This window comes from Streptomyces sp. NBC_00654, assembly GCF_026341775.1.
Lineage (GTDB): Bacteria > Actinomycetota > Actinomycetes > Streptomycetales > Streptomycetaceae > Streptomyces.
This window is the reverse complement of record NZ_JAPEOB010000001.1, coordinates 1580077-1601811: the sequence shown is the minus strand read 5'-3', so window position 1 is coordinate 1601811 and position 21735 is coordinate 1580077. Positions and strand designations below refer to the sequence as shown.

Genomic DNA, 21735 nt, shown 5'->3' with positions numbered 1-21735 from the left:
TTACGCAGCAGAAGGACATCTCGCCATGACTCACACCACGGTCCCGTTCCCCGAAGGCTTCCTGTGGGGTGCCTCCACGGCCGCCCACCAGATCGAGGGCAACAACACCAACAGCGACTGGTGGGTCAAGGAACACTCCACCGGCACCCACATCCAGGAGCCCAGCCTGGACGCCTGTGACAGCTACCACCGCTGGAACGAGGACATGGACGTCCTGGCCGGACTCGGCTTCACGGACTACCGCTTCTCCATCGAGTGGGCGCGGATCGAGCCCGCCGAGGGCCAGTTCTCCCGGGCCGAGCTCGCCCACTACCGGCGCATGGTCGAAGGCGCCGTCGCGCGCGGTCTGCGCCCGATGATCACCCTGCACCACTTCACCGTGCCGCAGTGGTTCGAGGCGCGCGGCGGCTGGACGGCCGAGGGCGCGGTCGAGCTCTTCGCCCGCTACGTCGCGGCCTGCGCACCGGTGATCTCCCAGGGCGTCAGCCACGTCTGCACCATCAACGAGCCGAACATGATCGCCGTGATGGCCGGCCAGGCCAAGCGCGGGGACATCGGCTTCCCGCCCGCCGGTCTGCCGACCCCGGACGACGAGACCACCCAGGCCGTCATCGCCGCCCACCACGCGGCCGTCAAGGAAGTCCGGGCGATCGACGCCGGCATCCAGGTCGGCTGGACCATCGCCAACCAGGTCTACCAGGCGCTCCCGGGCGCCGAGGACGTCACCGCCGCCTACCGGTACCCGCGCGAGGACATCTTCATCGAGGCCTCCCGCGGCGACGACTGGATCGGTGTCCAGTCCTACACCCGCACCAAGATCGGCCCCGAGGGCCCGATCCCGACCGCGGACGACGTCGAGCGCACGCTGACCCAGTGGGAGTACTACCCCTCCGCCGTCGGCCACGCCCTGCGCCACACCGCCGGCATCCTCGGCAACGGCGTCGCGCTGATCGTCACGGAGAACGGCATCGCGACCGATGTCGACACCCGTCGGGTCGACTACTACACCGGCGCTCTGAACGAGGTCGCCTCCGCGCTGGAGGACGGCCTCAACATCCAGGGCTACCTGGCGTGGAGCGCGCTCGACAACTACGAGTGGGGCTCCTACAAGCCCACCTTCGGTCTGATCGGCTGGGACCCCGAGACCTTCGAGCGGCTGCCGAAGCCGTCCGCCGTCTGGCTGGGCGAGATGGGCCGCACCCGCACCCTCCCGCGCATCACCGGCTGAGAGCCTGCCGGGTGACCCTCGACCGGAGGTCACCCCGGCAGGCTCCGGCACCACCCCACGGACGGGGAGCCACCTGACGGCTCCCTCCGGTGCGGGAGCCGGCGCACCTGACGGCCGCCGGCTCCCGCACCACCCAGGCGTTCGGCGCGCCGTGCCCCGCTACCGCCGTTCGCCGTCCGGTGCGGCCGGAGCCCACAGCTCCGGCCGCCCACGCGCATCCGGGGCGTCCCGCACGGCCGGGCCGTCCCGCCCTCCGTCACGTCGCCTCGCGTCACGTCACGTCGCCTCGCGTCATGTGACACCCACAGCCGCTGCCGCCGTCGTTCCGACACGGCCCACGCCGCGGCAGCGGCACCGAGCACGCCACGAAATTCCCCCTTCCCCCTTCTGCCACCGGGAGCTGGACCTTCATGGACCGTCGCACATTCATCACCGCCGCGGGAACGGGGGCCGCCGCCCTTTCCCTCGGAGCCGTAACGGCGCACTCCGCCACCGCCGCGTCCCCGCCCGCCCGCACCGCGGGGGCCATGGCCGGAGCCGGTCGCGGCGCGCACTCCCCGTACTCCGCCGACGACCGGCAGCTGCTGCGCTGGTTCCGGGACACCTACCGGTCGATCGAGGCGATGACGACCGACTTCGGTCTCGCCACGGACAAGATCGACCTCAGCGGCTCCGGCGCCCCCGTGCAGTCGCGCCAGACCTCGCCCACCAACATCGGCTGCGGGCTGTGGTCGACCGTCGCCGCCGCCGGACTCGGGGTGATCAGCGAGACCTCGATGCGCCGCAAGCTGGCGCACACCGTCTCCGCCGTCGAGAAGCTGGAGCGCCACCACGGCTTCTGGCTCAACTGGTACGACGCGCACGACGGTTCGGTACTGACCCGGTGGCCCGGCACCGGCGACCCCGTCCGCCCGTTCCTCTCCTCGGTCGACAACGCCTGGCTGGTCACCGGTCTGCGGATCGCCGCCGACGCCGCGCCCTCCCTGCGCCCCCGCATCGCGCGGATCCTCGCGGAAGCCGACTGGTCGTACTACTACACGCCGTACGACCCGGCCGATCCGGTCGCGGGCCCCGGCCAGCTGCGCGGCGGGTTCTGGACCGACACGGAGGAGCCGACCGGCCACCACTACGGGGCGCTGAACACCGAGCCCCGCATGGCCAGCTACCTGGGCATCGCCGATGGCTCGCTGCCCGGCGACCACTACTGGCACCTGCTGCGCACGATGCTTCCCGAGCACGGCCAGGAGCAGTACCCGCAGGGCGGTTACGTCGCCATGGACGGCGTACGCGTCTGGCAGGGGCACTACACCCACCGCGGCCGGAAGATCGTCCCCACCTGGGGCGGCTCCATGTTCGAGGCCCTGATGGTCCCGCTGTTCGTGCCGGAGCCGGAGTGGTCGCCCCGGTCCTGGGGCCGCAACCACCAGCGGTACGTGCGGAGCCAGATCGACCACGGCATGCGGGAGGCGGAGTACGGGTACTGGGGGTTCTCCCCCTCGAACATCCCCGAGGGCGGCTACCAGGAGTACGGCGTGGACGCGCTCGGCATGCAGGTGGACGGTTACGCCTCCAACACCGACCGTACGTACACGACCGACGGTGCGCCGCTGCCGCCCGCGTCCGCGTTCACCAACGGTGTGGTCACGCCGCACGCCTCGTTCCTCGCGCTGCCGTACGCCCCGCGGGAGGCGGTGGCCAACCTGCACGCGCTGGACCGGGACTTCGGCGCCTACCACGACGGATACGGCTTCCGGGACTCGGTGAACGTCGGCACCGGCCGGGTCAGCGACTTCATGCTCGCCCTCGACCAGGGCATGATCGCGGCGGCGCTGGCCCAGGCGATCCGTCCCGGTCTGCTCCAGACACCGTTCCGGACCGGCGGCTTCCGCTCCCGGGTGCGTCCGCTGCTCGCCAAGGAGCGTTTCTCCATCTGACGGCGCACGGACCGTGAGGGCCGAGGGTGCGTGGACCGTGAGGGCCACCGCGGCCGGCCCTCGCGGTCCACGTCGGGTAGCGGGTCACCGAGGGTGGACATAGCCTCACAAATGTGATGCCGCCCGTGAGTCGCACCCGGAGCCCCATACCCGGCAGGGCCGTGCTCACCGCGCTGCTGGCGGTGTGCTGGCTGGTCCTGTTCCCCGCCGTGACCGCCCGTGCCGACGACCCGGTCACGCTCTCCCGCGACGGGCAGATCACCGACCGGGTGGGAGCGCTCGGCGACCGTGAGCCGCAGGTGAAGGCGGCCCTCGACCAGCTCTTCGACGACCGCCGCGTCCAGCTCTTCGTCGTGTACGTGCGCGACTTCTCCGGCCGGTCCGCGCAGACCTGGGCCGATGAGACCGCCAACCGCAACGGTCTGGGCCAGGAGGACGTGCTGCTCTCCGTCGCCACCCACGACCGGCAGTACGCCTACTCCGTCGACGCGGGCTCCCGGCTCACCGACGCCCAGCTCCAGGACGTGGCGGGGACCGCGATCGAGCCCGCCCTCCGGGAGAACGACTGGGCCGGCGCCGCCATCGGGGCGGCCAACGGCTACTCCGCCGTACTGGCCGGGCAGCCGGTACCGACGCCGACCCTCACTCCGGGCCCCGCCGACCCCGGAACGGGAGACTCCGACCCCAGCAGCGCCGGGGACCTCGTCCTGCCCGTGGTCCTCGTCGTCGGCGCGGGCGGGGTCGCCGCCTACGCGTACATCCGGCGCAAGCGGCGCATGTCGGGCCGCACCACCCCCGCCGCGAGCGGGTGGGGCGGCGCGGGCGGTGGGCCCGAACCGTCGCTCCCGCTCCCCGAACTCGACGCACAGGCCAAGGGCGTGCTGGTGGACACCGATGACGCGGTGCGCACCAGCGAGGAGGAACTCGGCTTCGCCACCGCCCAGTTCGGGGAGGAGGCCGCCGCGCCCTTCACCGAGGCCGTCACCCGGGCGAAGTCCGAGCTGACGGCCGCGTTCCGGCTGCGCCAGCAGCTCGACGACGCCTTCCCCGAGGACGACGCGACGCGCCGCCGGATGCTCGACGAGATCATCAGCCGCTGTGCGGCCGCCAACGGGGGACTCGACACGGTGTCCGAGGACTTCGACCGGCTGCGCGCCCTGGAACGTACCGCTCCGCAGGCCCTGGCCACGGTCGAGACCACCTTCCGCGAGCTCACCGGGCGGATCACGGCGGCGGAGGCCACGCTGAGCGGTATGCGCGCCCGGTACGCGGAGTCCGCCATCGCTCCCGCCGCGGCCGGCATCGAACAGGCGAAGGACCGGCTCGTCTTCGCCACATCCAGCCTCAACCAGGCCCGTCAGGCGGTCGACGACGGCGACAACGCCAGGGCCGCGGTCTACGTACGGGCCACCGAGGGCGCGGTCGGGCAGGCAGCCACCCTGGTCGACGCCGTGGACCGGCGGGCCGCGGAGCTGGACGAGGCGGCGGACCGGCTGCCGGCCGCGCTCACCGAGACGGAGACGGACCTGGCGGACGCGGGAGGTCTGCTGGAGGGCACATCGGAAGGGGTCTCGACCGCGGATCTGCGCGGCCGGATCGCCCGCGCCGAGACGGTGCTCAGTGGCGTACGGGAAGAGGTGGCCGCCGGACGGCACGACCCCATCGACGCACTGCGCCGGGTGGAGGAGGCGGACACCGCGCTGGACGAGGCGCTGGCCGGGGCCCGCGAGCAGGACCAGGGCAACCGCCGGGCCCGTTCGCTCCTCGATCAGGCGATGCTCACCGCCCGGTCCGCGATCGCGGCGGCGGCCGACTACATCGCCACGAACCGGGGCGCGGTCGGCAGCCAGGCCCGCACCCGGCTGGCGGAGGCCCAGCGGCGCTGGGAACGGGCCCGGGAGCTGTCCGCCACGGACGACGCCCGGAGCGCGCTGGCCGAGGCACAGCGGGCGGACGCGCTGGCCGGGCAGGCGCGGAGCCTGGCCGAACAGGACGTACGCGGCTTCGACGGCCCGCAGGGCCCGGACGGCGGTGTCCGGTCGGGCGGCGGCGGCATGGGCGGGGGCGGCATGGGCGGCGCGGTGCTCGGCGGCATCCTCCTCGGCGGGCTGCTGGGCGGAGGCGGCCGGGGCGGCATGGGCGGCGGCTTCGGTGGCGGGGGCCTCGGTGGCGGCTCGCTCGGCGGACCGGGCAGTTTCGGCGGCGGGGGAACCCGTGGCCGGCGGGGCGGCGGGGGCCGCTTCTGACGTCTCTCGCCCGCGCGCCTCTTCCGTACCTCTCGCCCCGTACGTCTCCCCGTACGTCTCCCCGTACGCCGCCCCGTGCCTCTCGCCCCGTACGTCGCCGCGTGCCTCGCCCCGTGCCTCTCGCCCCGTACCTCGCCCCGTGCCTCTCGCCCGTAACTCCCCCGTACCCCCTCCCGTCCTCCGTTCGTCGTCGAAGGAGCAGTGCCATGACCAAGCAGACCGTTCTCGGCCGCGTCACTCAGCTGGCGAAGGCCAACATCAACGCCCTGATCGACCAGGCGGAGGACCCGCAGAAGATGCTGGACCAGCTGATCCGGGACTACACGAACAACATCGCGGAGGCCGAGCAGGCGGTGGCCGCCACCATCGGCAACCTGCGGCTGATGGAGCAGGACCACCGGGAGGACATCGACGCGGCGGCGGAGTGGGGCGGGAAGGCCCTCGCGGCCAGCCGGAAGGCGGACGAGCTGCGTGCGGCGGGCTCGGCGGCCGACGCCGACACGTTCGACAACCTGGCCAAGGTCGCGCTGGGCCGGCAGCTCCGGGCCGAGCAGGAGGCGAGGACGGCGGAGCCGGCCATCGCCTCGCAGACGGAGGTGGTGGACAAGCTCAAGTCCGGGCTGGACCAGATGAGGAACAAGCTCACGGAGCTGATGTCCAAGCGCGACGAGCTGGTCGCCCGCGCCAAGTCCGCACAGGCGCAGAACCAGATGATGGACGCCGTCAAGAACATCGACGTGCTCGACCCGACGAGCGAGCTGAGCCGCTTCGAGGACAAGGTCCGGCGCGAGGAGGCGAAGGCCCTGGGGAAGCAGGAACTCGCCGCCTCGTCGCTGGACGCGCAGTTCGAGCAGCTGGACAGCCTGGGCGAGAGCGCCGAGGTGGAGGCGCGGCTCGCGGCCCTGAAGACGGCCTCGTAGCGGGGGCCGGACCGCCCCGCCGACCGGGTTCAGTACATGCTGAGCAGCTGCTCCACCGAGAGCTCGGCGGGCCGTTCGCCGTCGGGCAGGGGCAGTTCGAACCAGACGGTCTTGCCGCGCGGGGTCCGCCGGGACCCCCAGGCGGCGCTGAGCAGTCCGACGAGCTGCAGTCCGCGCCCGCCCTCGTCGGTGTCACGGGCGCGGCGCCGCCGGGGCTGGACCAGCCCCGCGTCCCATACCTCGCACACCAGCGTACGGTCGCGCAGCAGCCTGACCCGGATCTCGCCCTCGCCGTAGCGCAGGGCGTTGGTGACCAGTTCGCTGACGAGGAGTTCGGTCGTGTCGACCAGGTCGTCGAGGTCCCAGGCGAGCAGCTGGGAGCGGGCCAGTTCACGGGCGCGGCCCACGGAGCGGGGCTCGGGAGGCAGCCGCCAGTCGCCGACCGCGTCCACCGGGAGCCCCTGGATACGGGCCATCAGCAGGGCGATGTCGTCCTCGCCGTGCCGGGTGTCCAGGGTGCTCAGGACGTGGTCGCAGACGTCTTCCAGCGCCTGGCCCGGCGCGGTGAGGGCCTCACGGAACGCCTGGAGTCCCTCGTCGAGCGGATGGTCCCGGGATTCGACCAGGCCGTCCGTGTAGAGGGCGAGCAGGGCGCCTTCCTTCAGCTCCACCTCGACCTCCTCGAAGGGCTCGCCGCCGACGCCCAGCGGCATCCCGGGCGGGACGTCGAGCATCGCGGCGGGCCGGCCCGGCTCGGCCACGACCGGGGGGAGGTGGCCCGCGTTGGCGAAGGTGGCCCGTCGGGTGACCGGGTCGTAGACGGCGTAGACGCAGGTCGCCAGGTAGACCTCGGACAGATCCGCCTCACGGGACTTGTGCGCGGCCCGGGAGGGCCACTGGGCGCCTCCGCCCCGGCCGGATCCCGAGGTGCCGGGGGTGCCGAGGCCCCGGGCGACCTCGTCCAGGGCGGCGAGCACCTCGGCGGGTTCCAGGTCGAGCAGGGCCAGGGTGCGCACCGCGGTGCGGAGTTCGCCCATGGCGACGGCGGCCCGGAGCCCGCGGCCCATGACGTCCCCGACGACCAGGGCCGTGCGGTGTCCGGGCAGCTCGATCACGTCGAACCAGTCGCCGCCGACCTCGGTGGCGGTGTTGCCGGGCAGATAGCGGCAGGCGATGTCCAGCCCCGCGGCCTCCGGGTCGCCGGGCGGGAGGAGGCTGCGCTGGAGGATCAGCGCGCGCTCGTGCTCGCGGCGGTAGAGGCGTGCGTTGTCGATGCAGACGGCGGCGCGGGCGGCGAGTTCGGTGGCCAGTACCCGGTCCCGCTCCCCGAAGGGTTCGCTGCCCTTCGTGCGGGAGAACTGGACGAGGCCGACGACGGTGTCGTGGGCGACCATCGGCACGGCGAGCGTCGACTGGACGAAGCCGAGGCCGTCGCCGGGGACATCCTCGACGTGGCCGGTGCGCAGGGCGACGGCGCGGGGGGAGCCGAAGGGGAAGCGGTGGACCGAGCCGAGTGCGGGCGGCGGGCCGTCCGCCCCGGTGCCGCACTCGGTGCCGGACGCGATGCCGGGTCCGGCCGCGGCGGTGGGCATCGCGTCGGCGACGGCGCTCGCATGGGCCACCCTGCGCAGTTCGGCCGAGCCGCCGGACTCGCCGTGCGGTGAGCCCCAGCTGCCGGGCGGGGCCTCCTCGCCGGAGAGCAGCCCCTGGTACAGGTCGACGGAGGCGAGGTCGCAGAAGCCGGGGACGGCGACGTCGAGGAGTTCGCGGGCGGTGGTCTCCAGGTCCAGTGAGTTCCCGATCCGGACACTCGCCTCGTTGAGAATGGCGAGATTGCGCCGGGCGCTGGCCGCCTCGCGGGCGGCTATGTGCCGGCGGGTGACATCGGTGGCCAGTCCGGCGATCCCCACGGGCCGACCCGATCCGCTGTGCACCCGGTAGAGGTTCATGGACCAGTGCCGACGGCCGGATTCTCCCGGTGCGGTACCGATCAGCTGGAGGTCGGTGACGGATTCGCCGGTGTCCAGGACCCGCTTGAGGGTGGCCGAGAGCCGTTCGGCCTCGGGCCGGGCCAGGTAGTCGTCCACCGTGCGGCCCCGGTGGTCGTCCGCGGCTCCGCCGAAGACCGTCGCGAACCGCTGGTTGGCCCGTACGACGGTGAAGTCCGTGCCGAACAGCACAAAGGCGAAGGGGGATTGGCCGAATATGGCCTGTGAGGCAGCGAGGTCCGTCTCGATGCGGCGCAGCGCCCGTACGTCCACGACGATACAGAGCGCGGCCCGTTCGCCCTCCGCCGTCAGACTCGGCATGACATAGATCTCGGCGAGCCCGTGCGCACCGCCCTCGCCCGGCATCCGGAACGGGACGAGGCCCGTCCACTCCTTGCCGTCGAGGATCTCGCCGACCCGCCGATGCCCCTCCGAGCGCAGCTCGGCGGGCATGAACGCGTCGACCGGGTCCCTGCCGACCGCCTCGTGCGAGGCCATGCCGAACAGACCGGCGGCCCGCCGGCTCCACTGCTCGATCAACCCGTCGGGTCCGATCGAGAAGGAGGCGACCCTGATGTAGTCATAGATCGAGCCAGGCGGGCTGCTCTGCCACACGATGCCGCCCGCTGTCCCAGGTATTTCGCTCACGCGACCGTCCCCTCCAGCTCACACACCGGACCGGTCCTGCCCGCAGTATTCAGCACTACGGCCCCGTCCGACACGGCGTTCACGATCACAGCAAGGTCTCAGTCCCTTTCAGCCAGGTGCTGCCCGACCTCCGGTGATCGCTGTGCGTCCCTCCCCTCTCCTAACCAGGGAGAGCCAGCTCGAACCACACCGTCTTGCCGGTCTTTCCGCGCCGGGTCCCCCAGCGGCAGGCGGAACAAGCCACGAGCTGCAGTCCCCTGCCCCCTTCGTCCTCGGGGCCCGCACTGCGTTCGGTGGGTGGATCCGGAAGCGGATCAGAGACTTCCACGAGCAGTCCGTGGGGGGCGGGCGGGGAGCCGTCGGCACGCCCGGAACCCCTCTCACCAACGCCTTCGCGACCGTTTCCGCCGGAGCCGTCCGACATACCGGCCGCCCCGCCGATCGCCCCGCCGGCCTCCCCGTCCGGGTACGGCCGCACCAGCCGTACGCCGATGGGGCCGGAGGCGTACCGCAGGGAATTGGTCACCAGCTCACTGACGAGCAGCACGGTCACATCACCGAAAGCCGCGTCGAGTCCCCAGGTGCGCAGCGCGTCGCGGACCGCGTGCCGGGCGCTGCGTACGGAACCGGGTGCCGCCGGAAAGGTCCACTCGGCGCAGTCGTCCTCGGTATCGATCACGCCGATCACTTCCCAAGATCAGCAACGGGGCACATCCCTCACGTGGGGACATTCTGTACATACCCGCTAACTCATCCGCACTATCCCGAATCACGACGCATGGGTCGTACGGGTGCATGACACAGGCAGACGACCGTCGCCACACACCCAGGGCCGCGCCGCCTCAGCGCGGCGCGGGCGCGTCGCGTCAGGGCCGGGCGGGAGCGCGTCGCGTCAGGGCCGGGCGGGAATGCGGCGTACGACTTCCGCTACGGCGGGCCGGTCCTGGTCCAGCCAGTCGACCTGGTCCACCTCGTCGGGCGCGAGCCAGCGCAGCTCGTCATGGTCCTCAAGCGGCTCGGGCACCCCGGACAGCAGCCGCACGGTCCATACGTGCAGCACATATCCGGGCTTCAGGGGCCAGGTGCCGGGAATGCGCTCCAGCGCCTCCGTCTCCACGCCCAGCTCCTCGCGGAGCTCCCGTACGAGCGCCTGCTCACCGCTCTCGCCCGGCTCCACCTTGCCGCCCGGGAGCTCCCAGCGGCCGGCCAGCTCGGGCGGTGCGCTGCGGCGGGCGGCCAGCAGCCGTCCCTGGTCACAGACGGCTCCGGCCACCACCACCACAGAATCGTTCATACGGCGGAGCGTAGCCGTCCCCGCCGCCCGCACCGCGCCCGGACCGGATCGGGCCTCAGGGCCGCGCGCGCCGGTCCATTCGCTCGACCCAGTACAGCTGCTCGTGGCCGTGGACATCGAGGCCTTCGGCTATCTTCCGGGCCTCGTCCTCCGTGGCGTATCTGCCGACGCGGTAGCGATTGCCGTTGTCGTCCTGCCGTATCACCAGCCACGCGAGCGCGGCACCGCTGTCGCTCATCGTGTCGCTCCCCCGCATATCGCCCCTCTCCCCGCCGACGTGCACGTCTCTAAGGATCCCCAGGAAACCGCAGTACGCATATGCCGGAGCCTACGCCTGACCTTCACGCTGCGGAGGCGGAATTACACAAAGAGATACACATCCCATCCGGCACGAGGGGGGCGCACGCTCTCGCATGCGCCCCCGCCGGTCCGGCGTGCGGGCAACGAACGGGAAATGAGGAACTGGACATGACAAATCGTTACGGCCGGCGGCCGCCCCGGAGTCCGGCCCCGACTCCGGCCCCCACCGGTACCGCAGGGCACCGCGGATGACGGGAGGTCACCTGACCGGCAGATGATAGGCGACGCGATAGCGGTCGGCCGGAACCACGACATCGGCCGTCTCGACCGCGCGCCCCGAGGCGAAGTACGTCCGCCCGATCACCATGACCACATGCCCCGGTACGCCGCCGAGCGCCAGGAGCTCCTCCGCCAGCCCCGGGCGCGCGCCGACCTCTTCGGTCATGTTGTCCACGACGACATCGATCGCCGCCATCCGGTCGACCACCCCGCAGCCCCCCAGCGGGCCCTCCTCCGGCAGCATCACCGGGGTGCGCCCGGTGACCGCGAGCGGCTCCCAGGAGGTGGAGAGCATCATCGGCTCACCCGCCTCCCGGAACACGTAGTGCGTACGCATCACGCGGTCGCCCGGCTCGATCCCGAGCCGCTCGGCGATCTCCGGGCCGGCCTCCTCCTGCTCGCTGCGCGACTCCCAGGTCCCGCGCGCACCGTCCGCCGTCTGCTCCTGGCGGAACGGACTGGCCCCGGCACCCGGCCGGTAGCCGGAGCGGGCGATCCTGCGCGGCACCGGGCGCTCCCGCACATACGTACCCGAACCGGAACGCCCCTCCACCAGCCCCTCGGCCATCAGGACCTTCCGCGCCTCCAGGGCGACGGTGTCCGAGACTCCGTACTCCTCGCGGATACGGGCCTGGGACGGCAGGCGGGTATGGGGCGGCAGCGCGCCGTTGACGATCTTCTCTCTGAGATCGCTGGCCACGCGCAGATAGGCGGGCTGCTCACCGAAAGTCACAGGCACTCCCAACAGGTTGACAGTCTGCAACAGACTGACAACCGTGGGTTGTGAACCGCAAGCACAGGCCAAAGTTTCACTCGAAGTGATGATTCAGCTGCGACCGGCGCATACGCCGAACATGAGCACCACAGGAGTCCCGGCCTTTTCCTGCCCCCGTTCACCCCCTTCCACACGGCCCACCCGATCAACAATCGCCAAACCCTTGACCATTTTTGGTCCAGGCCAATAACTTCCTGTGCACAGAACGGCTTTCGCGCGCTCACATCGCTTACATCCAGCCTCGGTTCACGCGCTGCGACGAACCTCACGCGTCGAAGAACGCTGTCCGGAATGACCATCGGCGCGTCCTGCGTCAACCTGCGCGCCAAGGGCAACCTGCCGGTGGGCGGGGCGCGCGGAACTCCCGTCCGGATCCGGGAACACGGATGCGGGGCGGTCGCCCGACGCGACCGCCCCGCACTCGTCACTCACTCACATGTTCATGCGCGCACGGCTTCCACCGCTTGCCGGAACGCCCGTCAGAACTGCAGCGCCCAGGAGTTGATCCGTCCGGTGTCCGCGGCCGCGTTGTCGCTGACCCGCAGCTTCCAGGTGCCGTTGGCCACCTCCGACGAGGCGTTCACCGTGTAGGTGGTGTTCACGTTGTCGGTGCTGCCGCCGGTCCCGTACGCCTTCAGGTTGTAGACCGAACCGTCGGGCGCGACCAGGTCGATCTTCAGGTCGCCGGAGTAGGTGTGCGTGATGCTGACCGGCACGCTCAGCGCGGCGGGAGCGTTGCCCGTGATGCCGGTGACGGTGACCGGGGCCTCGACGGTCGCGTTGTCGGCGATGGCGTAACCGGTCGTGTTCTCGAACTTCTTGCCGGGCGGCGTGGTGGTGCCGGTGCCGACGTACAGCAGCCGGTTGGGGGAGCCGGTGCCCGGGTTCGTCACCACTCCGGTGGTCGCCGCGGCGACCAGACCGGCGGAGACCTGCGCCGGGGTCGAGCCCGGGTGGTCGGCGAGGTAGAGGGCTGCCGCGCCTGCCACGTGCGGGCTCGCCATCGACGTACCGGAGATGGTGTTCGTGGCGGAGTCGCTGGTGTTCCACGACGAGGTGATCGAGGAGCCCGGGGCGAAGATGTCCACGATGCTGCCGTAGTTGGAGAAGCTGGAACGGGCGTCGGTGCTGGTGGTGGAGCCGACGGTGATCGCCTCGCCGACGCGCGCCGGCGACTTGGTGGAGGCGTCGGTCGACTCGTTGCCCGCCGCGACGGCGTAGGTGACGCCGGACGCGATGGAGTTGCGCACGGCGGTGTCGAGCGCGGAGTCCGCCCCGCCGCCGAGGCTCATGTTGGCGACGGCCGGCTTGACGGCGTTGGCCGTCACCCAGTCGATGCCCGCGACGACCTGCGCGGTGGTGCCGGAGCCGCTGTTGTCGAGGACCCGGACGCCGACGATCTTGGCCTTCTTGGCGACGCCGTACGAGGATCCGGCGACGGTGCCCGCCACGTGCGTGCCGTGACCGTGGCCGTCCTGCGCCGTGTTGTCGTTGTCGATGGCGTCGTAGCCGTTCGAGGCGCGCCCGCCGAAGTCGCTGTGGCTGATCCGTACACCGGTGTCGATGATGTACGCGGTGACACCCTCGCCCGCCTTGTCGGGGTAGGTGTAACTCTGGTTCAGCGGAAGGTTCTTCTGGTCGATCCGGTCCAGGCCCCAGGAGGGCGGCGAGGGCTGGGTGCCGGAGACCGTGAAGGTCCGGTTCTGCACCACGGACGCCACGGCCGGGTCGGCGGCGAGCTTCCTCGCCTCGGCGGCCGAGGCCTCGACCGCGTAGCCGTTGAGGGCCGAGCGGTAGGTCTTCTTGATCTCGGCGCCGTACTCCTTGGCCAGCGCCTTGCCGCGTGCGGAGCCCGCGTCGGGAGCCGACTCGTCGAGGGTGACGATGTAGCTGCCGCTGATCGCGCCCGGGGCGCCCGCGTTCTCGATCACGCCTTCCGCCGCGCGCTCGGACGCGGTGGCCGGGAAGGCCGCGGCGGTGGAGAGAGCCAGGGCGGCACCGGCTATGACGCTCGCCGCGGCGAGTCTTCGACGGGTCTGGGGGGTGTGACGCGTCACTGACATGTGAGGGGTCCTCCTCATGGGCGTGTGCTGGTGGGGGCACTGGAGCCGCGCCGCGATTCCAGTCATGGGCATGACAAACCAGACACCGTGGCGCCACGCTTTCCGCGCCGTCCGTGACCGGCCTGTCGTACTGCCAGGCGAAACTTTGACCGATGCATGGCAAACCCACAAGGGTGCCTTGAGGTGCGCCATACATTCGACATTCATCCGCCATCCGCCTGACATGCTGGCGGGCATGACCATGTACCGCTGCCCGCAGGACGGGACCCGTGCCGACATCACCGACCTGACCTGGTGCTGCCCCCGCTGCCGGGGCCCCTGGGACCTCGATTTCGAGACCTCGGCGGGGCTCTCGCTGAACTCCCTCGCCGGGCGCGTCAATTCACAGTGGCGTTACGAGGAAGCGCTGCCCCTCTCCGCCCCCACGACCTCCCTCGGTGAGGGCCGCACCCCGCTGGTGCCGCTCACGGGGACGGTCTCCGCCAAGCTCGACTACCTGATGCCGACGCTCTCCTTCAAGGACCGCGGCGCCGTGATGCTCGTGGAACTCGCCCGCCGGCTGAACCCCGCCCGTGTCGTCGCCGACAGCAGCGGCAACGCGGGCACCGCCGTCGCCGCGTACTGCGCGCGGGCCGCCCTGCCCTGCACGGTGTACGTCCCCGAGGGGACCTCCCCGAAGAAGACCGAACAGATCCGGGCCCACGGCGCCCGGCTGGAGGTCGTCCCGGGCGGCCGGGAGGCCACCGCGCTGGCCGCCCGCGCCGCCGCCGGCACCCCCGGCACCTTCTACGCCTCGCACGTCTTCAACCCGTACTTCCTGCACGGTACGAAGACCTATGTGTACGAGCTGTGGGAGGACCTCGGCGGCCGGCTGCCGGAGGCGCTCGCCGTACCCGTGGGCAACGGCACCCTGCTGCTCGGCGCGGCACTCGCCACCGCCGAACTCCACGCCCGCGGCCTGATCGAGCGGCGCCCGGCCCTGATCGCCGTCCAGGCCGAGGCGGTCTCCCCGCTGGCCGCCGCGTTCCACGCGGGCGCACGGGACCTCCCGGCCACCGCCGCCGCCGACGCGGCCCCCACGCTCGCGGAGGGCATCGCCATCCCCCGCCCGCCGCGCGCCCGTCAGATCCTGGCGGCCGTCCGCGCGTCGGGCGGCACCTTCCTCACCGTGACGGAGGACCGGATCCGCGCCGCCCAGCGGGACCTGGCGTCCCGCGGCTTCTTCGTGGAGACGACCGGGGTCGCCTGCTGGGCGGCGGTGGGTAGCTGGACGGACCGCGAGGTCGTCGTACCGCTGTGCGGAGCGGGGCTCAAGACGGGCCTGGCCGCGGAACGGGCGTGAGCCGCCGGCCGGTCAGTCCGTGAGCCGGCCGGTCAGAGTGTGAGCCGGCCGGTGAATCAGCAGGTGAGCCGGCCGGTGAATCGGTCCGTTCAGTGGGTGTCGTGCTCGATCCAGTGGGTGTCGTGCTTGATGAAGAACTCCGCCCGCTCCTCGGGCGACCACTCGGCGGCCTCGGCCACCTGCTCGAAGTACTCCTCGCGCGGCGCACCCGGTGTGAAGAGCAGCAGCATCGACGCGGGCTCGTCCGCGTCGTTGCGGAAGGCGTGCAGACCGCCCTGCGGTACGTGGACGAAGTCGCCCCGCGTCGCGTCCGTCCAGCGCTCGCCGTCGTAGATCCGTACGGTCCCGTCGAGGATGAAGAAGGACTCCGAGATCGACCGGTGGAAGTGCGTGGCCGGACCGCCCGCACGGGGTGCCATGTCCATCCGGTACAGCCCGAACTCACCGCGGGTCGACTCCGTGGTGGCCAGGTAGTACGTCCGTCCGCCGCTGGGCGTCAGCAGCTCCGGGGCGGTGTCCGAGGGCCGGTACGAGGCGCTGATCTCGCCCGAGCCGACGGTGTAGGTGGGATCCGGGTACGACATGCCGCTCTCCTCTGCTCCATCCGGCCGCTTCGCCCCGCAGCCGTCCGCCGTTCACGCGCGCCGTGCCCCCGCCCGCGCCGCCGCCTTCCCTACCTTCATGACGTGAGCCTCTCGCGCATCCCTCTCCTCGCGTCCTTGGCCGCGGGCGCCCTGATCGCGCCCCTGCCACTCCTCTCGTACGCCGCCGAAGCCCCGTACCACGCGGCCCCGCACCACGCCGGCCCGCAGGGCGCGGACCCGCACGCCACCGCGCGGAACGGCACGGAGCCGCCGCCGGTCTGCGGCCGGACGGACGGCCCGGACGCCTCCTGGGCGCCGAGCTCCACCCGCTTCGGTGAGGCCGCCGGATACGACCCCTATGTCGGCAACGGATATCTCGGACACCGCGTCCCCGCAACCGGGGCCGGGTACGACGCCTCGGGCGAGAAGACCGGCTGGCCCCTGTACACCCCCCGCTACGACGGCGCGTTCGTCTCCGGGCTGTACGCCAGGGAGAAGGGCACGGCCGAGGGGCGCGAGGTCATCGCGGCGCTGCCGAGCTGGACGACCCTCGATGTTCGCGTCGGCGGGGAGACCTACGGCCCCGGCACCCCGGCGGGCCGGATCTCGCACTACCGGCAGACCGTGTTCCTGGCCTGCGGGCTGGTCCGTACGTCGCTGCGCTGGACCACCGCCGACGGCCGGGCGACCGACCTGACGTACGACGTCCTGACCGACCGGTCCGATGTCCACACCGGAGCGGTACGGCTGCGCATGACCCCGCGCTGGAGCGGTACGGCGACCGTCACCGGGCGCCTGGACGAGCGGGGCGCGCGCCGGATCACGATGGCCTCGGACGGCACGTTCCGCACCCTGGGCACCGGGACGGAGGGGGCCATCGCCCAGACGATGCGACGCGGCTCGGGCATCGTCGAGACACTGCGGCACCGGCCCGGGAAGGCCCCGCAGCCGACCCCGGTGCGCGAGGGCGTCACGTACACCTTCGAGAAGTACGTGGGCGTCGACACCGCGCTCACGTCCTCCGCCCCGCGCCGGTCCGCCCTTGACGCCGCGCACCGCGCGGCCCGGCGCGGCTGGACGGGCGTCTTCGAGGCGAACGCCGCGGCCTGGCGGCGGGACTGGGCCGCCGATGTCACCGTACGGGGCCGTCCCGAACTCCAGGGCTGGCTGCGGTCCGCGCAGTACGGGCTGCTCGCGAACACCCGGCCGGGCTCCTCGGACAGCATCGCCCCGGCCGGTCTGACCAGCGACAACTACGCGGGCATGGTGTTCTGGGACGCCGAGACCTGGGTGTACCCGGGACTGCTCGTCACCCGGCCGGAGCTCGCGCGCTCCGTCGTCGAGTACCGCTACCGCACCCGCGACGCCGCCCGCGCGAACGCGGAACGACTCGGCTACGACGGCCTGTTCTACCCCTGGACCAGCGCGAGCAGGGGCCGGCTGGACTCCGAGTGCCAGAGCTGGGACCCGCCGCACTGCCTCACCCAGAACCACCTCCAGGGCGATGTGGCGCTCGCCGTCTGGCAGTACTACCTGGCCACCGGCGACCGCGACTGGCTCGCGGAGCGCGGCTGGCCGCTGCTGCGGGGCATCGCCGAGTTCTGGCGGTCGCGCGCCACCGCGAACAGCGACGGCAGCTACTCGGTGCGGAATGTGGCGGGCCCGGACGAGTACAGCAACGGGGTCACGGACGGGGTCTTCACCAACGCGGTCGCCGCCACCGCGCTGCGTCACGCGACCCGCGCCGCCGAACTGCTCGGCCACCCGGCACCGGACGCCTGGACGCGGGTCGCGGACGGTCTCCGTATCCCGTACGACGCGGAACGGAAGGTGTTCCTCCAGTACGCGGGCTACAACGGCTCCACCATCAAGCAGGCCGACGCCGTGCTGCTGATCCATCCCCTGGAGTGGCCGATGGAGCAGGGCGCGGCCGCCGCCACGCTCGACTACTACGCGGCCCGCACCGACCCGGACGGCCCCGCGATGACGGACTCGGTGCACGCGGTCGCCGCCGCCGCCATCGGGGAGCCGGGCTGTGCGACGTACACCTATCTCCAGCGCGCCGTGCGGCCGTTCGTCCGCGGCCCGTACTCCGTGTTCTCCGAGGCACGCGGCGAGAAGTCCGGTGCGCAGGATCCCCTCTCCGGCTTTCCGGCCGACGACTTCATCACCGGGAAGGGCGGCTTCCTCCAGGTCTTCACGCACGGGCTGACGGGGCTGCGGCTGCGCGAGGACGGGGTGCGCCTCGACCCGATGCTGCCCCCTCAGCTGCACGAGGGCGTCACACTGACGGGCCTGCGCCATCAGGGCCGTACGTACGACATGGTCATCGGCGCCCGGACGAGCACGGTGCGGCTGACGTCCGGCGCCCCGTTCACCGTCCACACTCCGGCGGGCCCGCGCCGGCTGTCCACCACCCTCACCCTGCCCACGCGCCGCCCCGACCTGGCCCCGACGGCCGACGCGGCACGCTGCCGCCCGGCGACGGCCACCTCCGAGACCCCCGGCCTGTACGCGGAGGCGGCGGTGGACGGCAGCCCGACGACGGTCTGGTCCCCGGACGGGGCGACGGGATCGCTCACGGTGGACCTGGGCCGGCCGCTCGGCGTGACCTCCCTCGTACCGGAGTGGGGCGACGTGCCCCCCGCCTCGCACACCCTGGAGACCTCGGTGGACGGGCGCGTGTGGCAGCCGTACGTGGCCGGGGGCAGCGCCAGGATGGTGCGGGTGACAGTCCGATCGGAGGACGCGGAGAAACCGGCGGGCATCGCCGAACTGAGGGTCGGCACGGCGAGCTGAGGGCCGGCACCGCCGGCGGAGGGCCGGCACGGCGAACCGACCAGGGGTGGCCGGGCGCCGGCCGCCCTCCGTGCGCGCCGTCTCCGCCCTCCGTGCGCGCCGTCTCCGTCCTCCGTACGCGCGCCGCCTCCGCCCTCCGTACCGTCCGGCGGGAGGCGGCGGTTTTCGGCCGTGCCGTCGAGGGGCGAATACGGGTATCCGCAGCGGCATCGGGCCTCTTGTCACCCGGATCCCCGCTGCCTACCTTCGTGATCAGCACCTTGAATCAGCGGGCACCCCGGCCGGTCCCCACCGGCCGGAACCCGTTTCATCAGCGCATGCTCGACAAGACACGGAGGCGTCACATGCCCACAGCCATGCTGGAACTCCCGAAGGTCGACGAAGTCCGCGACGCGGGGCCGCTGGCGGTCGACGACGAGGCGATCGTGTTCGAGGACGACGACCGCAGCGACCGCGAGCACACGGCCTGCCTCTCCGACCCCTGGGTCACCGCCACCACCCGTTTCGAGTGCCAGAAGAACTCGTAGCGTGACCGAATCCATCGCCGGCCGCAGCGGATGGTGCGACTGGTCCGACGACATCTGGTCGTACCTGAACGATCCGCGGATGCCGGCGATGGACCACGGCTGGAAACTGCACATCACCGCGCGTCCCGCCGAACTCGACGAGGTGACCGCTCTCGTACTGCCGGTGCTGCGGCGGCATGTCTGCCACGCGAAGTTCGCCCGGGACGCGGAGACACTGCGCACCATCAACTCCGGTGTGCCGGACGCGGGCATCGTGGGGAAGGCGATCACGGTCTATCCCCTGCCCGGCGCCGTCGTGGAGATCGCCGGGGAACTGGTCGCTGTGCTGCGCGGCCGGGAGGGCCCGCAGGTCGTCAGCGACCGGCGGGCCGATCCGGACTCCCCCGTCTACTACCGTTACGGGCCCTTCACGGGCGAGTACCGGACCGGCCGGAGCGGACGGCTGGAGTCGGTCATGACCGGACCGGACGGCCGGATCTTCGACGGGCTGGCCGTCGGCTCGTACCGCTGCCCGCCCTGGGCCGAGGATCCCTTCACGACCACGACCACGACCGCGCCCGGGTCCAGCCCCGCGTCCGGGCCCGTCTCCAGCCCCGCGTCCGGGCCCGTCTCCAGCCCCGCGTCCGGGCCCGTCTCCAGCCCCGCGTCCGGGCCCGTCTCCAGCCCTGCGTCCGGGCCCGTCTCCAGCCCTGCGTCCGGGCCCGGGTCCGGGCCCGCGGACAAGCCGTCCCCGCCCGGCCTGGGCGGCGGACGCTATACGGTCACCGCCGGCATCGTGCGCAAGCCGGAGGGCAACGTCTACCGGGCGGTCGACCGGTCCACGGGACGGTCCGTGGTGGTCAAGCAGGCGAGGGCGTTCGTGGCCGAGGACGAGTCGGGCGCGGACACGCGCGACCGGCTGCGCAACGAACGTACGGTCCTCGCCGCACTCGCCACCGTCGACGGTGTGCCCCGGGGGCTGGACTACTTCCGGCATCGCTCGGACGAGTATCTGGTGATGAGCAGTTGCGGCGGCCGGGACCTGCGCCGGGACGTCCAGGAGAACGGCCCCTACCGGGACGACCCCGCCGATCCGGCGCGCACGCTCTCCGCTCTCGCCACGGGTCTCCTGCGCATCGTGGACGACATCCACGGCCGGGGCGTCGTCGTCCGTGACCTCAAGCCGGACAACGTGGTCCTCGACGACACGGGCCGGTGCCATCTGATCGACTTCGGGATCAGCGAGCTGGGCGGTACCGGCCCGGGAGGGGCGACCCCCGGCTACAGCGCACCCGTTCAGCGCGGGAGCGGTCCGGCCGCGCCCGCCGACGACTACTACGCGCTGGGCGCGACCCTGTTCTACGCCGCCACGGGCCTGGACCCGGTGATCGCCGACGCCGACGACGGCGTCAATCTGGAACGGACCCTCGACGCCCTGGCCTGGGCGCTGCCCGGCCGTGCCCACCGGGAGATCCGGTCCTCCATCACCGGTCTGATGAACCTCGACGCGACCGCGCGAACCGCCGGTGCCGGCCGGCTCCGGACGGGGACACCCGAGGCGTCAGGACCACCCAGGCAGCCACGACGGCAGCGGCTGGACGACGGCCTGCTCCAGGAGATCATCGAGCACACGACCGCCTACTGCGCCGAGGAGGCGCGCAGGATCGTGGACCCGGTGCGCGCCGCCCGCCTGAACATCCCGACGCCGGTCGATGTCTACGGCGGAAGCTCGGGGCTCGGCCTGGAGCTCCTCCACCACACCGGGCGCCCCGGGGTGCGGGAAGCCGTCGACGCACTGGCCCGATGGACCGCCCAGCAGACGAGGAGCATGTCGCCGGGCTTCTACGCCGGCCGCACCGGCGTGGAACTGTTCCTCGCGGAGGCGAATGCGGGTACGGGTACGGAGGACGCGGGCGCAGGGAGCACGGGCACGGGAACGGCGGCGTCGGCCGGGCAGTCGGACCATCCGGTCCCTTCGGTCCACCCGGTCCTGCCGGTCCGGACGCCGGACGGCGGCCCGCCGGAGGCGGACCTGATCGAGGGCGCCGCGGGAATCGGCCTCGGCCGCCTGCTGCTCGCCCGGCAGGCCCTCGCGGCGGGCGACCGCCACGCGGCCGACCGGCACCGGGCCATAGCCGCCGCGTGCGACCGGATGCTGGAGTCCGGCGAGGCCGGGCTGACGGCGACGGGCACCGGCTCACCCGGCAGCGCTGCGCTGGGCACGGGCCTCGCGCACGGGGAGGCGGGCGTCGCGTACTTCCTGCTCGAACACGGCAGCGCGACGGGCGACCCGGCCGTGATCAGCAGGTCCCGGAAGGCCTGCGCGCACCTCGCCGCCGCCACACCGGGCATCATCGCGGCGGCGAACGAGCCGCGGGCGACCCGCCGTTACGGCTCCTGGTGCCGCGGCCTCGCCGGGATCGGAGCCGTACTTCTCCGCGCCGCCGACCGCCTCGGGGAACCCGAGTACCTTCGCCTCGCACAGCGGACGGCACACACCTGCGCCGCGCTGGCGCCACGCATGCCGCTGGTCACGCAGTGCTGCGGGCTGGCGGGGGTGGGCGACCTGCTGGTGGACGTCGCGGAGGCGTCCGGGTCCGAGGAGATGTGGGACGCCGCCGGAGACGTAGCGATGATCATCCTGAGCCGCAGCGGCGGCACGCGGTCCCGCCCGACGTTCCCGGACACCGGCCTGACCGGCCCGAACGCCACCTGGGCCGGTGGCTCGGCCGGCGTACTGGCCTTCTTCCGGCGACTGCACGACCGGGGCGGGGAGCGGCTGGGCATGATCGGCTGACGTGACGCGCGGGGCGGTGATCCACCACCGCC

The 21735-nt window shown here is 72.5% G+C and carries 15 protein-coding genes; 8 read left to right on the top strand and 7 right to left on the bottom strand.

What is annotated here, in order from left to right; genetic code table 11:
• The first annotated feature begins 25 nt into the window (after positions 1-25).
• The 4 genes from OHA98_RS07000 to OHA98_RS06985 all read left to right on the top strand — a co-directional run bounded on the left by OHA98_RS07000 (position 26) and on the right by OHA98_RS06985 (position 6328).
• A complete protein-coding gene (locus OHA98_RS07000) occupies positions 26-1228 on the top strand; it encodes a glycoside hydrolase family 1 protein (protein WP_266923416.1) in 1203 nt (400 codons plus the stop codon).
• Between the two features lie 410 nt (positions 1229-1638).
• Positions 1639-3162 carry a glucoamylase family protein gene (locus OHA98_RS06995; protein WP_266923414.1) on the top strand — a complete coding sequence of 508 codons (1524 nt, stop codon included), beginning with the start codon at positions 1639-1641 and terminating at the stop codon, positions 3160-3162.
• A 125-nt stretch (positions 3163-3287) separates the two neighbouring features.
• Positions 3288-5408, top strand: coding sequence for a TPM domain-containing protein (locus tag OHA98_RS06990; RefSeq protein WP_266923412.1), 2121 nt, complete (start codon positions 3288-3290; stop codon positions 5406-5408).
• A gap of 206 nt (positions 5409-5614) precedes the next feature.
• Positions 5615-6328 (top strand): PspA/IM30 family protein, encoded by a 714-nt coding sequence (locus tag OHA98_RS06985; RefSeq protein WP_266923410.1) that lies wholly within the window; start codon positions 5615-5617, stop codon positions 6326-6328.
• Positions 6329-6357: 29 nt separating this feature from the next.
• On the opposite strand, the gene OHA98_RS06980 is transcribed toward OHA98_RS06985, so the two are convergent.
• The 6 genes from OHA98_RS06980 to OHA98_RS06955 all read right to left on the bottom strand — a co-directional run bounded on the left by OHA98_RS06980 (position 6358) and on the right by OHA98_RS06955 (position 13675).
• The gene (locus tag OHA98_RS06980) at positions 6358-8931 is read right to left on the bottom strand and encodes a SpoIIE family protein phosphatase (protein ID WP_266927773.1); all 2574 of its coding nucleotides are present in this window, start codon (positions 8929-8931) and stop codon (positions 6358-6360) included.
• A 193-nt stretch (positions 8932-9124) separates the two neighbouring features.
• Positions 9125-9652 (bottom strand): ATP-binding protein, encoded by a 528-nt coding sequence (locus OHA98_RS06975; RefSeq protein WP_266923408.1) that lies wholly within the window; start codon positions 9650-9652, stop codon positions 9125-9127.
• A 204-nt stretch (positions 9653-9856) separates the two neighbouring features.
• Positions 9857-10258 (bottom strand): (deoxy)nucleoside triphosphate pyrophosphohydrolase, encoded by a 402-nt coding sequence (locus OHA98_RS06970; RefSeq protein WP_266923406.1) that lies wholly within the window; start codon positions 10256-10258, stop codon positions 9857-9859.
• 55 nt (positions 10259-10313) lie between these two features.
• On the bottom strand, positions 10314-10514 hold the full coding sequence (locus tag OHA98_RS06965; RefSeq protein WP_266923404.1) for an SPOR domain-containing protein: 201 nt from the start codon (positions 10512-10514) through the stop codon (positions 10314-10316).
• A gap of 303 nt (positions 10515-10817) precedes the next feature.
• Entirely contained in the window at positions 10818-11570 is a 753-nt protein-coding gene (locus tag OHA98_RS06960) for a GntR family transcriptional regulator (RefSeq protein ID WP_266927771.1), read from the bottom strand.
• Between the two features lie 521 nt (positions 11571-12091).
• A complete protein-coding gene (locus tag OHA98_RS06955) occupies positions 12092-13675 on the bottom strand; it encodes a S8 family peptidase (RefSeq protein WP_266923402.1) in 1584 nt (527 codons plus the stop codon).
• A gap of 235 nt (positions 13676-13910) precedes the next feature.
• Between OHA98_RS06955 and OHA98_RS06950 the strand changes: the two genes are divergently transcribed.
• Positions 13911-15017 carry a pyridoxal-phosphate dependent enzyme gene (locus OHA98_RS06950; RefSeq protein WP_266923400.1) on the top strand — a complete coding sequence of 369 codons (1107 nt, stop codon included), beginning with the start codon at positions 13911-13913 and terminating at the stop codon, positions 15015-15017.
• 89 nt (positions 15018-15106) lie between these two features.
• On the opposite strand, the gene OHA98_RS06945 is transcribed toward OHA98_RS06950, so the two are convergent.
• Positions 15107-15601, bottom strand: a complete 495-nt coding sequence (locus OHA98_RS06945; protein ID WP_266923398.1) for a cupin domain-containing protein — start codon at positions 15599-15601, stop codon at positions 15107-15109.
• A gap of 102 nt (positions 15602-15703) precedes the next feature.
• On the opposite strand from OHA98_RS06945, the gene OHA98_RS06940 reads away from it, so the two are divergent.
• From OHA98_RS06940 to lanL, 3 genes are all read left to right on the top strand, one after another.
• On the top strand, positions 15704-18400 hold the full coding sequence (locus tag OHA98_RS06940) for a discoidin domain-containing protein (RefSeq protein WP_266923396.1): 2697 nt from the start codon (positions 15704-15706) through the stop codon (positions 18398-18400).
• 344 nt (positions 18401-18744) lie between these two features.
• A complete protein-coding gene (locus OHA98_RS06935) occupies positions 18745-18927 on the top strand; it encodes an SflA family class IV lanthipeptide (protein ID WP_266923395.1) in 183 nt (60 codons plus the stop codon).
• Between the two features lies 1 nt (position 18928).
• Positions 18929-21703: a class IV lanthionine synthetase LanL gene (lanL, locus tag OHA98_RS06930; protein WP_266923393.1), complete on the top strand. Its 2775-nt coding sequence runs from the start codon at positions 18929-18931 to the stop codon at positions 21701-21703.
• The last annotated feature ends 32 nt before the right edge of the window (positions 21704-21735 follow it).